Source organism: Exiguobacterium sp. HSB13, assembly GCF_056764755.1.
In genome coordinates this window covers 958464-971368 of record NZ_JBUZOM010000001.1, presented here as the reverse complement: position 1 = coordinate 971368, position 12905 = coordinate 958464, and the positions used below count along the sequence as shown (strand labels likewise).

General features: G+C 49.0%; 18 protein-coding genes. 12 read left to right on the top strand and 6 right to left on the bottom strand.

Annotation, left to right across the window (positions count from 1 at the left end):
* Positions 1–52: 52 nt before the first annotated feature.
* The 4 genes from ACZGCQ_RS05260 to ACZGCQ_RS05245 are packed head-to-tail and all read left to right on the top strand — an operon-like array spanning position 53 to position 3489.
* Entirely contained in the window at positions 53–796 is a 744-nt protein-coding gene (locus ACZGCQ_RS05260; RefSeq protein WP_481265715.1) for an ABC transporter permease, read from the top strand.
* Entirely contained in the window at positions 744–1490 is a 747-nt protein-coding gene (locus ACZGCQ_RS05255) for an ATP-binding cassette domain-containing protein (RefSeq protein ID WP_481265714.1), read from the top strand. Before ACZGCQ_RS05260 ends, ACZGCQ_RS05255 begins: the two co-directional genes overlap by 53 nt.
* Complete coding sequence (locus ACZGCQ_RS05250) at positions 1469–2206, top strand: ABC transporter ATP-binding protein (RefSeq protein ID WP_481265713.1); 738 nt, start codon at positions 1469–1471, stop codon at positions 2204–2206. Before ACZGCQ_RS05255 ends, ACZGCQ_RS05250 begins: the two co-directional genes overlap by 22 nt.
* Complete coding sequence (locus tag ACZGCQ_RS05245) at positions 2200–3489, top strand: MATE family efflux transporter (protein ID WP_481265712.1); 1290 nt, start codon at positions 2200–2202, stop codon at positions 3487–3489. The genes ACZGCQ_RS05250 and ACZGCQ_RS05245 overlap by 7 nt, the downstream gene beginning before the upstream one ends.
* Positions 3490–3529: 40 nt before the next feature.
* Here the strand turns inward: ACZGCQ_RS05245 and ACZGCQ_RS05240 are convergent, their stop codons facing one another.
* Entirely contained in the window at positions 3530–4129 is a 600-nt protein-coding gene (locus tag ACZGCQ_RS05240) for a TetR/AcrR family transcriptional regulator (protein ID WP_481265711.1), read from the bottom strand.
* A gap of 109 nt (positions 4130–4238) precedes the next feature.
* On the opposite strand from ACZGCQ_RS05240, the gene ACZGCQ_RS05235 reads away from it, so the two are divergent.
* A complete protein-coding gene (locus ACZGCQ_RS05235; protein WP_481265710.1) occupies positions 4239–4766 on the top strand; it encodes a hypothetical protein in 528 nt (175 codons plus the stop codon).
* A 17-nt stretch (positions 4767–4783) separates the two neighbouring features.
* Here the strand turns inward: ACZGCQ_RS05235 and ACZGCQ_RS05230 are convergent, their stop codons facing one another.
* Positions 4784–5167 carry a hypothetical protein gene (locus ACZGCQ_RS05230; protein WP_023468358.1) on the bottom strand — a complete coding sequence of 128 codons (384 nt, stop codon included), beginning with the start codon at positions 5165–5167 and terminating at the stop codon, positions 4784–4786.
* Positions 5168–5312: 145 nt separating this feature from the next.
* Between ACZGCQ_RS05230 and ACZGCQ_RS05225 the strand changes: the two genes are divergently transcribed.
* The gene (locus ACZGCQ_RS05225; protein WP_023468357.1) at positions 5313–5720 is read left to right on the top strand and encodes a hypothetical protein; all 408 of its coding nucleotides are present in this window, start codon (positions 5313–5315) and stop codon (positions 5718–5720) included.
* Positions 5721–5744: 24 nt separating this feature from the next.
* Here ACZGCQ_RS05225 and ACZGCQ_RS05220 read toward each other — a convergent pair whose 3' ends face one another.
* A complete protein-coding gene (locus tag ACZGCQ_RS05220) occupies positions 5745–6311 on the bottom strand; it encodes a recombinase family protein (RefSeq protein ID WP_481265709.1) in 567 nt (188 codons plus the stop codon).
* A 199-nt stretch (positions 6312–6510) separates the two neighbouring features.
* Between ACZGCQ_RS05220 and ACZGCQ_RS05215 the strand changes: the two genes are divergently transcribed.
* Entirely contained in the window at positions 6511–6984 is a 474-nt protein-coding gene (locus ACZGCQ_RS05215) for a hypothetical protein (RefSeq protein ID WP_481265708.1), read from the top strand.
* The gene (locus ACZGCQ_RS05210) at positions 6965–7693 is read left to right on the top strand and encodes a nucleotidyltransferase domain-containing protein (protein WP_481265707.1); all 729 of its coding nucleotides are present in this window, start codon (positions 6965–6967) and stop codon (positions 7691–7693) included. Before ACZGCQ_RS05215 ends, ACZGCQ_RS05210 begins: the two co-directional genes overlap by 20 nt.
* 71 nt (positions 7694–7764) lie before the next feature.
* Here ACZGCQ_RS05210 and ACZGCQ_RS05205 read toward each other — a convergent pair whose 3' ends face one another.
* Positions 7765–8550 (bottom strand): pentapeptide repeat-containing protein, encoded by a 786-nt coding sequence (locus ACZGCQ_RS05205; RefSeq protein ID WP_481265706.1) that lies wholly within the window; start codon positions 8548–8550, stop codon positions 7765–7767.
* Between the two features lie 44 nt (positions 8551–8594).
* Here ACZGCQ_RS05205 and ACZGCQ_RS05200 point away from each other — a divergent pair, with 44 nt between their 5' ends.
* The 4 genes from ACZGCQ_RS05200 to ACZGCQ_RS05185 all read left to right on the top strand — a co-directional run bounded on the left by ACZGCQ_RS05200 (position 8595) and on the right by ACZGCQ_RS05185 (position 10362).
* Positions 8595–9026: a GNAT family N-acetyltransferase gene (locus ACZGCQ_RS05200; RefSeq protein ID WP_481265705.1), complete on the top strand. Its 432-nt coding sequence runs from the start codon at positions 8595–8597 to the stop codon at positions 9024–9026.
* Complete coding sequence (locus tag ACZGCQ_RS05195) at positions 9023–9646, top strand: hypothetical protein (RefSeq protein WP_481265704.1); 624 nt, start codon at positions 9023–9025, stop codon at positions 9644–9646. Before ACZGCQ_RS05200 ends, ACZGCQ_RS05195 begins: the two co-directional genes overlap by 4 nt.
* A gap of 32 nt (positions 9647–9678) precedes the next feature.
* Complete coding sequence (locus tag ACZGCQ_RS05190; RefSeq protein WP_035407890.1) at positions 9679–10008, top strand: antibiotic biosynthesis monooxygenase; 330 nt, start codon at positions 9679–9681, stop codon at positions 10006–10008.
* A gap of 117 nt (positions 10009–10125) precedes the next feature.
* A complete protein-coding gene (locus ACZGCQ_RS05185) occupies positions 10126–10362 on the top strand; it encodes a hypothetical protein (RefSeq protein ID WP_481265703.1) in 237 nt (78 codons plus the stop codon).
* A 1-nt stretch (position 10363) separates the two neighbouring features.
* On the opposite strand, the gene ACZGCQ_RS05180 is transcribed toward ACZGCQ_RS05185, so the two are convergent.
* Complete coding sequence (locus tag ACZGCQ_RS05180) at positions 10364–11620, bottom strand: hypothetical protein (protein WP_481265702.1); 1257 nt, start codon at positions 11618–11620, stop codon at positions 10364–10366.
* Entirely contained in the window at positions 11617–12885 is a 1269-nt protein-coding gene (locus ACZGCQ_RS05175; protein WP_481265701.1) for a hypothetical protein, read from the bottom strand. Before ACZGCQ_RS05175 ends, ACZGCQ_RS05180 begins: the two co-directional genes overlap by 4 nt.
* Positions 12886–12905 lie beyond the last annotated feature (20 nt).

The window sequence follows — 12905 nt, the reverse complement described above, 5'->3', positions numbered from 1 at the left end:
TCTCCTACTATTTATTTCATATACCGTATTTAGTAATCCGTTTGATACAAACGTGGCAAAGAGACTTGAGCCTGCTTCATTCGAACATTGGCTCGGAACAGACGGTTTGGGACGAGATTTCGCAGCTCGTCTTTTTTTAGCTGGTTTGATATCCTTAGGTTTCAGCTTACTTACAGTATTGCTCACAGCATGCGTCGGGACCTGCCTTGGCTGTCTAGCCGGTTTTTATGATGGACGTCTCAAGCGAGTGATTCATCGATTAGAAGATGGGCTCGTCATTTTCCCGGACACTGTTCTAGCACTCGTCATCGCCGGACTATTGGGTGCCAGTCCACAAAGTTTAATCTTTGCGATTCTGCTCATTAAATGGATTTCCTACGCGCGATTAAGTGAGACACTTGTGACCGAGGCGATGCAAAAGCCATACGTCAGCATGGCACGCATCAATGGGTTAACAGACAGGATGATCCTACGACGCCACATTCTTCCGCCTATCATCCGGCAAGTCGTCGTCTTAATGAGTTTGGATGTCGGCAAAGTCATCTTATTCTTATCAGCGTTCTCTTATATCGGACTTGGTGTCCAAGCTCCACTGCCAGAGTGGGGAGCGATGTTGAACGAAGGACGTCCTTATTTCAGTTCGGCACCTCGGCTCATGCTTTTGCCAGGTGCGTGCATCGTCTTGACCGTCGTTGCAACGATGGGATGGACGCGTTGGATGAAGAAAAAAGGAGGACACGTAAATGATTCAAATTCGGAGCTTACACGTTCGGGCGAAACACGTCCTTCTGCATGACGTGAATCTATCGTTACCAGCTCATCGATTCATCTGTCTCGTCGGAGCGAGCGGGAGTGGTAAGACGCTCTTGCTGAAACGATTACTGGATCGATTGCCGGACGGGATGTCGTCGAGTGGGGAGGTCATCTCGGACGAACCCCTGCGACGTGGTCTCGATATCGGATACATACCCCAGCAGTATAATGATGCGTTCCTTCCGTTTTTGACAATGCGTCAGATGTTACGGGATACGTACCGGGCGCATGGACACAAGATTGATCATCCTCACATCGCTGACGTCTTGCGAACGCTTGAGTTGGACCCGACCTGGTTGGACCGGTATCCAGCAGAGTTGAGTGGTGGGCAATTACAACGCTTCGCGATCCTGTTTGCCGTCGCCTTAAAACCACGGTTAATTTTAGCGGATGAATTAACGACGGCACTCGATCCCGTCTTGACACGTCGTTTACTCGACTGGTTGACTGAGTACCAACACCAGTACGGGGCAACGATTGTGTTCGTTACCCACGAATTAGGACCAGCCTTACATTACGGGGAGCAACTTGTCTTGATGCAGGATGGACGAATCGTCGAGACGGGAACACCACAGATGATCGAGCAAAGTCGTCATCCATTTACGCTTGCCTTGATGCAGGCGCATCGTACGTCACTGGAAGAAAGGAAGAGTTCATGTCACCAGTCTTATCCGTAACAGATCTTACTTATCAGATAAAGGGTCAGTCCATCTTGTCGAATATCTCTTTTCACGTGATGAAAAAATCGTCCATTGGCATCATTGGGGAGAGTGGGAGTGGCAAGACGACTCTCGGACGATTGATTCTCGGTCTACTTAAACCCTCGCATGGTTTGATTTCCTTACATGGAAAGGCATTTCCGAGTGGTCAACGAAACGAACGACGATCTATTCAAGCCGTCTTTCAACATCCTCTCGCTTCTTTTAATCCGGAATGGACGGTGCGGGAATCGATTCTTGAGCCGTTTCGTCGGCATTGTCCGATCCTGCGGCATTTTCCGGTGACGTCAGAAGAAGATCTCATCGCAGCACTCGCCCTTGCTGTCGGGGTCGAGAAGCGGTTATTCGATCGATTGCCCCATCAATTGAGTGGGGGACAAATTCAGCGTGCCGCGATTGCCCGCGCGATTTCGATTGAACCCGACATCATCGTGATGGATGAACCGACGACGGGACTTGATGTCGTCTCGCGGGCGCACATCATCGAACTCCTAGAACGCTTGCAACAGACACTCGGTGTCAGTCTTGTATTGATCTCGCACGATATCGATTTTATCCGGTGCTTGTGTTCAGAAATACTCGTCTTACGTGACGGTCGTGCTGTTGATTTAATTGATCGATTGGAATCAGGTGGTACGTATACCCAACGGTTCGTCGAGGCCGGAACATGGTGAACGCACAACCGACTCACAAAACGTACTGGTTACTCGCTTATCCGCTGATTCTCTCAAGTATTGCGACACCCTTGCTTGGTGTGACCGATACCGTCGTCATCGGTCAATCCGGTGATCCGCGGGCGATCGGTGGTATTGCCGTCGGAGCCGTCTTCTTTAATACGATCTATTGGTTGTTCGGTTTCTTGAAAGTGAGTACGACAGGATTCAGTGCCCAAGCAAGTGGAGCGAATGATGGACACGCCTTACGGACGTCACTTTACCGTCCGTTGTTTTTAGCAGCCTGTATCGGTCTGCTCATCTTGCTGTTCCGACAGCCGCTCGAGCAAATCGGACTGTACTTACTTGCACCCCCCGCCGACTTGCTCGATGCCGTCAAGACGTACATCTCGTACCGAATGATTGGCGCACCGTTCGTGTTGATGGGCTATGCGTTACTTGGCTGGTTGATTGGTACCGGGCAGGTCAAGCACGCCTTGTTCGTCCAATTGTTCAGTACAGGAGTCAATGTCGTTCTCGATATCGGATTCGTCTACGGATTGGATGCCGGTGTTGCTGGAATCGCGGTTGCGACCGTCATTGCGGAGATTAGCATCGTCGTCTGTAGTCTGTACCTGATCCGTGGTCATTTATCGATGACGCGTGATGAATGGCGCGCCTTGACGGCATGGCAAGCGTACCGTCAATTCTTTCAAGTCAATCGGGATTTATTCATTCGCACGATTTTCCTGCTACTCGTCACCGGCTGGTTCACACGTGCTGGTGGACAATTCGGACCGGATATCCTCGCGGCCAACGCGATCCTGCTACAAATCCAGTATTTGATTTCTTACTGGTTCGGTGGACTCGGTCATGCGTCAACCGTTCTCGTCGGTCGGGCGAGAGGGAATCAGGATCAAACAGCATACCGGACGAGTGTCCGTTTGGCACGGATGTTCGGATTCTACTCGGTCGTCTTCTGGTCACTTGTGCTGCTATTCCTTGAGACACCGCTTCTTCAGTTATTCACTTCAGAAGAGGCGATCCTAAGCGCGGCACGCGATTATTACTTCTGGATTATCATCCTACCGCTCCTCGCCGGTTGGGCGATGATATATGAAGGAATCTTTGCCGGGCGGGTTGAAGCAACACCGGTCCGGAACTCGATGATTCAAGCAGGGATCGGTTTTGCGATTGTCCTTCTGTTGACACCGAGTTTTGGAAATCAGGGCGTCTGGGCAGCATTTCTGACATTCTTCTTGATTCGTTCCGTATCGTTGATTCTCATAGAAGCAAGACGATGAAAAACCCGCTGTTTCCCTCTCGATTGAAGGAAGCAGCGGGTTATTTGCCGTCGATCGCTAAAGGACGGACGAAGAGGGCGTTCAAGTGATGGACGAGCACATGACGCAGGCGTTCTTTTGGCAGACGTTCCGGTCTAAACAGGGCATGAAAGGCCAACCCGTCAACGAGTGCTGCGAGCCGTTCACTTTCAAGCGCAATGTCTAAACCCGCTCGAAGTGTACCGTCCGGGATCTGCGTCAACAGTACCTGAACCATATGATAGATATCATCCGGATTTTCCGTCGCCTGCGACGTATACGCGGACATCATGAATTGAAACCAAACCTGCATCTCGAGCTGATACTCGGGTGCGTAAGGTAAGACCTCAAGTAAGACGTCACATAACGTTTCTTCCGGAGTTCCTCCTTTCTCGAAAATGGTTGTGATGCGTCCCTGGACCCGCTCTTGGACGAGGTCCATCGAGAAGCGGAGCAACTCGTCCTGGGTCGTGAAGTAATACCGCAAGGCACCCAGCGAGAGTCCCGCTTCCTTGGCGATCGTCCGGACACTGGCTTGTTCAATACCGACTTGAGAAATCGTGCGCCACGTCGCTTCCGCGATGAGGCGTTTGCGTTCTTCGTGATTGACTTGTTTTGGCATACATTGAGTATAACATCTTTTTTAGCACGAATGTATTAAAAAGACTAGTCAAACTATGAAAGAGGTGTTATCTTTATGATACAGTCGTATTAAAAAGGAGAGGATTGATATGCAACTTGTCGCGTGGGCAATCGTCTGTTGTGAGATTTTATTTTGGGTATTCATCGTCGCTGGACTAATCGTGCGTTATGGATTCAGACGAGAGAAGCTTGGTTTTCGATTGATGGCGATGTCACCGGTCATTGATCTTGTCTTACTGGTCTTAACGGTGTTTGACTTGAGTCGCGGCAGCACAGCGACGATCGCGCACGGACTTGCTGCGATCTATATCGGCGTCTCACTCGCCTTCGGGAAACAGATGATTGCCTGGGCGGACGGGATGTATCGCCGGTTCATCCTGCGAGAACAAGTATCACGGGAGCGAATTTCAAAGGCACGTAAAGAGCGAAACGGGTTCTATCGGCACGTGCTGGCCTTTTTGATTGGTGGGACGTTACTCGGTGCGATGATTTTGTGGCTGGGAGATGCTGAGCAGACGGAGAGTCTCTTACGGACGTTACAATTGTGGGGACTCGTCCTCGTGATCGACGGGGTCATCTCAATGAGTTATACGGTCTTTCCGGCTCGATCCAAATGAAAAACGAACCTTGTCTGTCAGCGGTCGACAGTGAAGGTTCGTTCCCGAATCGTATTCGTATGGACTTGTTTGCGGGCGTCGATCGAATCCCGAATGTGGATGATGTAGCGACGTCCTTTTTTGTATCCCGTGCGCGGCGGTTTGATTCGGATTTCTTTGCCGTCAAGGACTTCAATCTCCGTTTGCATCCGCTCACCGTTCGAATCCGTCACGGTGACTGTTCGGTTCGAGACTTGCTCCTTCCGTAATCCTTTGGCATATTCGATGTCGAAGGTATGGTACGAGGAGATGGAGCGGGCACGCGATTTGAAGTGTGGCTCGTCCGTCCGTTCGTCGAGAGTGCAGTAGCAACCTGTGAACAAAAGACTCGCCGAGAGGAGTATCGAAAATAGATGTTTCACGAAAACGCTCCTTTATGTATTTGGTAATTTTAGTATAAGACAAATTTTAGGTTACGACAATCCTTCTTGAGACCGAGTCGTTGACAGCTATTAAAATCGAGCAGGTCCATGCTATAATCGACCGAGAGAAAGGAAGCGATACACCATGCCAGTACAACCAGACCAACGCGAGATCATCGTCTCGATCCGGACGAGTTATGATTTTAAAGCGGATACCGGTCGCGCGATCCGCGTCATCGAGTTTCACGGACGCCGGACGACGCTGTTCGATACGTTCGAAGCGTCGTCACCGAAACGGATGATCTTGATCGAGATGATTCGTGCCGTCCAATCGTTCAAGGAACCCTTCCACATCATCTTCAACGTCGAATGTAACTTCGGTTTCAAGTATTTGACGGATCAGCGGAAATGGGAAAACCGGGACGTCGGGAATACGTTCCTCGACCTGATCGAACAAGGCGGTCATACGTATGAATTACGAGACAGCTCGTTCTATGAAGGCGGAAAAGCCCTCCAAAAATGGCTCGGCAACACCTTAAAACAAAATAGCTGAAAAAAGGCTGATTCCATGATGGAGTCAGCCTTTATCTGTATCGATTGTCTCGCTTTCGAGATATCGGTACAGCGTACTTTTACTAATACCGGTCTGTTCTCGGATATCAGCGAGCGAATAGTTTTTACTTTGATACATCGCGATCGCGCGGCGGACATTTTCATCCGGCTTCCGCGGTCGACCGGTCTGCTTTCCTTGTTCTTTTGCTTTTGAGAGTCCGGCACGCGTCGACATGCTGATGACATCACTTTGCAGCTGGACCAGGTGGCGTGCCGTTTCAAGAAACGACAAGGAGGCACACTCGCTCGTCCGAATCTGTTCGCGGAGTGACCACAGCGTCGCACCGCGCGTCTCCATGTGCTCGAGCATCTCGATCAAGTGCCGCGTCGAGTCTGCTAAGATGTAGAGATGCGTGACGATGACTTCGTCTCCCGTCTGAAGGGTCTCGAGCATCTGTTCTAATTCCGTCCGTCGTTTCGCTGAATCATGCGTCTCGATGACACGTGTCGTCACATTCATCTTGTCGGCTTCCGCTTGTTGCGTAGAACAGTCTGGATCATCCGGATAGGGTCTCATGTAGAAATATTGCATGGATGGAGCTCCTCTCTGTCGATCACGATCGACGTCAGTTCCTCATCAGTATACCGTATTCTCACCTCCGTGCCGCAGAAAACCGAAAACATGCCTTTCTTCTCATGTTCGTATCGACTAATTTGTGGTAAATTGAGTGGAAGTAAGTTTCTCGGACTCATCCCGATACCATTCATTCTTTTTAAATGAGGTGCTCATCATGAACAAAGAAGATCATCAACTCGCCCGTCAGCTTTTGACGACCTATTTCATCGGCACACAGTTAGCGACGGTCCATGTCGCAGGCTACGTCACGCTCGAATTCATCAATTTGTTTGATACGACAGCGCCTGAACTACGACTAAGGATTGAGACGGACCGTCTGTTTTACGGCGATGTCGAGACGACACAGGACTGGGTCGTCCGCCATGCGACAAAAGAAGAGATGTTACACTTGATCGTCTCGCTTCACGCGGAACGCATCACCGGTGTGCGGATCGGAAAGACGGCACCCCACTTATTCCTAACGTTTAGCAACGGACAAACGCTCGTCTTGAACGGATCGGATACATATTATGAATCGTGGGCGATTGATATTGGTCTCGCGCCACACAGAGCCGACGCGACGATCGTTGCTGTACCGGGTAACGAACTGGCTGTTTTCTCCGGAATTGGTGAACAAGTTGAAGACTAAGACACGTGTCGAGTGGCAAGACTGGATCATGCCGCTCGTTGCGTCACGTTATCCGAATCACTGTGCCGTTTTACTTGTCGGCAGTCATACGCGAGGGCAAGCGACCGCTCAATCAGATGTCGATGTGATCATCTTTGAAGTGAGTCGAGGTCAGGCATACCGGGAATCGTTCATTCATGATGGTGTCCCGGTCGAAGCATTCGTCCATTCCTTTGAGACGATTCAGCCGTTTTTCGAGAGTGACCGGAAACGTGGTCGCCCGTCCCTGCAACGAATGATTGCTGACAGTTGGACGATCGAGGATCATCCGCGACTTGCATCTATCCGTCAGGAAGCCATTCAACAATTGGTAGACGGACCGATTGCGTGGACGAATTCGGAACAAGAGCGCGCACGTTATTTTTTAAGTGATTTGCTCGACGACTTCGAGAGTGTGACGAACCGCGCAGAAGGTCTAGCGATTGCGTCACGTTTATATGAACAGAGCATCGAATTCATCCTTCGTGCCAATCGTCGTTATATCGGGCAAGGTAAGTGGGCGATTCGCGCTCTTGCGGAGTTTGACGAAGACTATGCCAGCCGACATACAATGGCATTCGAGTTGTATTATCAATCGGATGACCGACGAGAAGTGATCGCATTAGTCGACGATTATCTCGCACCATTCGGCGGGCGTTATTTTGACGGCTTTACGCTCGGTAAACGATAACAAGCATTCAAAAGGAGGCGCGCTTTCGGATCAATCGACCGAAAACGTGCCTCTTTATCGTTCACTTCTGTTTAACGCCAATGGGATGGACGGAGCAAACGATTTGGTAACTGTGTCGCCGCATTGCCGATCGCTGCATTGATTTGTGCCTGTGTCAAAAAGAGCGTATTCGTCAAATCCGCGCCTTTGACGTTACAGTCTCGTAAATCAGCCCCGAGAAAGTGGACCCCGCGCAAACGGCAATTTGACAAGTTCGTTGCGAGCAACCACTGGTTCTGAACACTGGCACCTGAAAAATTACGTCCTTGTAGCTGTTTTCCAACCCAGTCGCGTGGTGTCTGGTCGCGTCTTCCGCTATACTGAGCTTGAACACGTGACGCAATCATTTCAAGGAGTGGTCGGACGGTGTGACGAACGGATATCACATCAAGTCGTTCAAATTGATTGGCTGGTAATGCCGCGTACCGAGTCAGTGCGGCAAGCGTCTCATCGAGTTGATCGTGAATGTCACGCGTGACATCGCGTTTCCCGTCGGTTATGTACCACATCATCTCAAATAAATGAACCATCTTCGGGAAAGCAGCATAGATCGCTCGGCGTCGCTTAGGCGCATCATCGCCTTGAAACGTCTGTTGTGACAGATGCTGTCCAGCACCGAAACAATCATAGACGGTACAGCCTTTGTAGCCGCTGTCGCGTAACCGGTCATGAATACGACAGCTGTAATCCGTATCAAGATTACGACACGGTGTCGCTTCCGGTTTGTCATGACCAAAATCACTGGATTTCGAAAAAGCGAGTGCTGTACAACATAAACCAAAACACTTCGTACAATCAATCTGGAACGTGGGTTCCATCGGATTCACCTCCATTACTACTATAACAAGAAAGGAGTTTGGACATGCTGCAATTTCAACTCAAAGAAAATGAGGACGGACAGGACTGGCTTCGACAACAAGTGCGTCAATACAATGTCGAGCATTCACCATTTCATGCGACGAAACGCTCCGAGGGAACACAAGCCGTCACATTATTTGCGACGCGTGACGATCAACCGATCGGTGGCATCTCAGGGGAAATGTACTGGGGCTGGTTACATATTGAATGGTTCTTCGTCGTCGAAGAGGAACGGGGAAGTGGGCTCGGTACTCAGTTACTCCGTCAACTGGAGGAATGGGCACGAGTAGCGGGTATTCAGCGCATCCGCGTCGAGACGTTTTCGTTTCAAGCGCTTCCGTTTTATGAGCGACAGGGATTCGTTGAAGTCGGACGGATTGATGACTATCCACCAGGGATGAGCTATCATCTGCTTGTCAAACAGGTCGACCGATGAAACGTCGTCTTTTCCTCATCTTATTGTTCGGTCTCGTGCTCGGGACGCTGACAGGGATACAACCACGTCAAGAGACCGCTTCCTTTACGGCGAAACAAGTCGCCCAGTTATATACACAGATGACGAACACACCGGTCGAAGCGCGCGACGTCTATTTCGTTGAACGACTGTCTCGGCATTATGCCGTCGCGTATCTTGAAGCGAAACACGACCGCTTGTTTCTGCTCCTGCACCAAACCGACGAATCCGAGCGGATTGACCGCATCATTCGCTCGAAACAGACGATGGAGACCGATTGGTTCGAAGGTCGCTTATTGACGACGGACGAAGGGCGATATCTTGTTGCCTACGGCATGAATGGTTCAAAACGAATGAAATCGATTCGGTTCGAGCCGTATAAGACGACGGCTGATGGCGAAGCGCCACTCCGTCCGATGCAACGTTCATTGTCGGTAGCGAATCAGGAGCGTTTCCATACCGTCCAACCGTTACCGGATGCCTTCCCGCATTCGCTCTATTTCGAGATGATCGCGACAAGCGTAGATGGAAAAGAGACGATCCAACGCTTGACGTTACCAAGCGATAACGCATCCGTGTTTTCTACGACCCGTGACTTCTAGTATACTGAAGACGAAAAAAGGGGGAAAAGAACATGTGGATCGTCATGAACCAGTTACACGTCGTCAAAGGTGCAGCAGATCAAGTCGCAGCACGTTTTAAGACGACGAAAGGAATTGAACGGATGGAAGGATTCCACCGGATGCAAGTCCTCGTCGATATCAGTCAGGAAGAAGAAGACATCGTCACGATCATGACGACGTGGTCGAATCAAGCAGCATTCCATGCGTGGCAAGAGAGTCAAGCGTACAAAGGCGTGCACCATAAACGGGATAATGGAACGTCCGAAGTCAAACCGCTCGTGACGTCGAATACCGTCACGGAATATGCAATCGTCGCTGATCACAGTGCTGCAACAGAATGAACACAACACCCCTTGGGAGGACGCCTCTCAAGGGGTGTTGTCTAGTACATTAAAATAGATTGTTTTACCGTAATTTGGGTATATTTTAACAAACTAGATGAAACGAGGTGGCACCGCATGGTCTATCGTAAACCTGTCGTCTCTAGCTTGTCCGTCCTCGGTGGTATGATCCTGCTCTTCGGTTTCTTGACGAGTGGCGGGTTCATTTATCTCTACTTCTTCGTCTTACTGTTTGCCTGCGTCTCTTTCTTACGGGAACCGTTGACACGAAAAGAGTGGTTGCGCGAAGGGATTGTCTTCATTTTCTGGTGTTCCTTGATTTACTTACTCCAACATCTCGTCTTCATGGCGTGAGTCATTTTTCATACTGCTCGAACAAAGGAAGGAGGATGTCACGACCTGTTGCTGAAAGATGAATCGACACGTCACGTTTCGGATCTTTTAAATAGACATCGGTCTTTTTGACGCGCTTGTCGAGATAGACTTCATATTGTTGTCCTTTCACTCCATCTCGGAACGTCAAGTATTTCCACTTCGCCCGTTTTCCCCTTACGTCAGCCTGTTCACTTGCCTTGATCGCTTTTTTTAATTTCCCGGATTCATCACTCGTCATCATGATCATTTTGTCCCAATCGAAGCCTTTTTCCGAAGTAAAATCATCTTCTTCAAAACGGATATGCTGGAACTGTTCTTGATGGAATAACGTCACTTCCGAGTTATCCGCTACGATGTCGTCTGCTGTCTGTTCCGGCTCTTGAAGTTCAGATGGTCGTTCCATCGTATGTCGAATCGATAATTCATAGCGAAATTCGCGTCCGTTTTTCTCCGTTACGATAAGCGTTCCGTAATGTTCCGGTGTCCCGTCACCCGGAATGAACCGGACCTTTCCCGGTTGTTTCATCGAATGGATCGGGCGTTCGGCATGGCGTCCACCGTATAACTCAGGCAAGCGCACCATCACGTCATAAGTTGAATCGAATTGTTGATTGTAGACGAGATAGAGTTTGACATCACGTGTAAATGGTGTGAGTGAATGCGTATACGTAAAGATTGTCGTCCGTGCATCTTTTTTCGTGACATCCGTCGCGTCGATGACAAGGTAACCTGAGCCTGGGAGCTCTAATGTTCGAGCGGAGTGCTCTGCAATCTTTTCATCAGGGATGAACCGATCGTCTTTTTTTAGTACAGTAGGCTTCATGCTAAAGTCCTGTCGTTGTGGAGTCAGAGCGGTTTTCTTGAAGACATCGTCTTTCTTTGCTAGCGGATAATATCCACTTTTTAACGGTGTCTCACAATATAAATAGGTTTTCTTTCCGGATTTGACATAGCGGGCAGTTTGACCTGTATAGTCATCGAATGGGTTCGTCATCATGACGGAATAGATGCCGCCGACCGAGTAATCTTTGGGTGCATCACTCGCTTTCGTTGCGCACGTTTCTTGGATGACGGTTCGTTCCTTGGCTGACAATGTCCGCGAACCTTGATCACTAAACTGCCCTCCATCATACATTTGCGATAAGTAACCCCATTTGAAATTCGGCGCATCACTTTGACAACCGCTTAATGCTAGTGTCGCTCCAAGTGTGAGTCCGATCCAGTAACGTTTGTTCATTGATTAAGCACCTCACTAAGTGCTTCACTGGTCGTACCTGACAGCTTCGCACCGTTCTTTGATCCTTTTTTTACGACATAGATTTCAAGTTTTTTGGCGCGTTTGCGTTCATACAGCTCGAACATCTGGCTTTTCCCTTCGCGCATCAACGTCAATTTTTTCTGCTTTAGTTTTGTGCCTTGCGGCTCCATCACTTCGGTCTCTTTTAATTCCTGAGCGATTTTTTTGGCTAGTTTATCCGGTATTGCCGAGACGAACTTATAATCGCTATCAACAAGCTGTTTTGGTGATTGATGGATGAAACCGACATAATTGCTTGAGGATGCTTGAAGGAATCCATAATCGAAATTCACAGGTTTTTTATAAGTTTTATTAAAACGCAAATAAATCGATGTTTCTTGGACGACTTTTCCGTCCTCTTGTTTCTGAACGGTCGCGAACTGGACGGTCTGACCCGTCGCAAGACTATCCGGAAGTTGCTTTCGCTCAATCTGATAAGTTTGTCCATTCGTATATTCTTGAATCGTCGAAGGGAATCCGTTACGGTCACTACTGAACATCAGCTCAATCGACGATTGTTGGAAACCACCAGTCGGACTAACGCGAAAAGCTAAATTCAATTCGGAACCGGATAGTGACTCGGTCGTCTCAAAGAGTGTTTGTTCTTTATCTTTGCCTTTCTCTTTCATGTAGACGACGAGTTGTCCTTCTGGTGGCAAAGATAGTTGATAGGACGGGAAGAGGTACCGTCCGAGCTCTTTTATTTCTTTCTGATCTTCGTTTTCTTGTTTTTGTTGATCTGTCACTTCTTGTGGGACAGGTTTAAAGCGAACGACTGTCGATTTAGCTTTAACCGGTTGTTTTGACCAATCGACGAATGGATAATCACTTCGCTTAATCTGATGGACCGCATAATCCGCGTGGCGAATCGGCTGACACGCCAGATAGTCCTTTTTTTTGTCTGACAAGAAACGAACGTGTTGGAATTCGCGCCCTTGGACATTCGGAGGCAGGAAGTATAAGTCAAACCCTTCGTGTTGCACGTATCGGTCAGGTAAGCGCGTCAAGTCCGGTTTTTGCTGACAAATTTTCAATAAAGCAGCCGTTTGTTTTTTAGGAAGATCCGGTATCTCTTGCCCATCAAAAGTAGTCGAAATACCGCCCCAGTAATTGGCATCATATGTAAGGTCTAAGTATTGTTCTTTACCGCATCCAGCAAGTAGGACTGCGCCTGCGAGAATACCGGTATGTATATAGCGTCTCATGAAAAACCTCCTTCATCCTA

What these genes read in the sequence shown, in the direction of transcription:
- ACZGCQ_RS05255 (WP_481265714.1), top strand. Translation starts at nt 744, where the DNA reads ATGATTCAAATTCGGAGCTTACACGTTCGGGCGAAACACGTCCTTCTG.
- ACZGCQ_RS05250 (WP_481265713.1), top strand. Translation starts at nt 1,469, where the DNA reads ATGTCACCAGTCTTATCCGTAACAGATCTTACTTATCAGATAAAGGGT.
- ACZGCQ_RS05245 (WP_481265712.1), top strand. Translation starts at nt 2,200, where the DNA reads ATGGTGAACGCACAACCGACTCACAAAACGTACTGGTTACTCGCTTAT.
- ACZGCQ_RS05240 (WP_481265711.1), bottom strand. Translation starts at nt 4,129, where the DNA reads ATGCCAAAACAAGTCAATCACGAAGAACGCAAACGCCTCATCGCGGAA.
- ACZGCQ_RS05235 (WP_481265710.1), top strand. Translation starts at nt 4,239, where the DNA reads ATGCAACTTGTCGCGTGGGCAATCGTCTGTTGTGAGATTTTATTTTGG.
- ACZGCQ_RS05225 (WP_023468357.1), top strand. Translation starts at nt 5,313, where the DNA reads ATGCCAGTACAACCAGACCAACGCGAGATCATCGTCTCGATCCGGACG.
- ACZGCQ_RS05220 (WP_481265709.1), bottom strand. Translation starts at nt 6,311, where the DNA reads ATGCAATATTTCTACATGAGACCCTATCCGGATGATCCAGACTGTTCT.
- ACZGCQ_RS05215 (WP_481265708.1), top strand. Translation starts at nt 6,511, where the DNA reads ATGAACAAAGAAGATCATCAACTCGCCCGTCAGCTTTTGACGACCTAT.
- ACZGCQ_RS05205 (WP_481265706.1), bottom strand. Translation starts at nt 8,550, where the DNA reads ATGGAACCCACGTTCCAGATTGATTGTACGAAGTGTTTTGGTTTATGT.
- ACZGCQ_RS05200 (WP_481265705.1), top strand. Translation starts at nt 8,595, where the DNA reads ATGCTGCAATTTCAACTCAAAGAAAATGAGGACGGACAGGACTGGCTT.
- ACZGCQ_RS05195 (WP_481265704.1), top strand. Translation starts at nt 9,023, where the DNA reads ATGAAACGTCGTCTTTTCCTCATCTTATTGTTCGGTCTCGTGCTCGGG.
- ACZGCQ_RS05190 (WP_035407890.1), top strand. Translation starts at nt 9,679, where the DNA reads ATGTGGATCGTCATGAACCAGTTACACGTCGTCAAAGGTGCAGCAGAT.
- ACZGCQ_RS05185 (WP_481265703.1), top strand. Translation starts at nt 10,126, where the DNA reads ATGGTCTATCGTAAACCTGTCGTCTCTAGCTTGTCCGTCCTCGGTGGT.
- ACZGCQ_RS05180 (WP_481265702.1), bottom strand. Translation starts at nt 11,620, where the DNA reads ATGAACAAACGTTACTGGATCGGACTCACACTTGGAGCGACACTAGCA.
- ACZGCQ_RS05175 (WP_481265701.1), bottom strand. Translation starts at nt 12,885, where the DNA reads ATGAGACGCTATATACATACCGGTATTCTCGCAGGCGCAGTCCTACTT.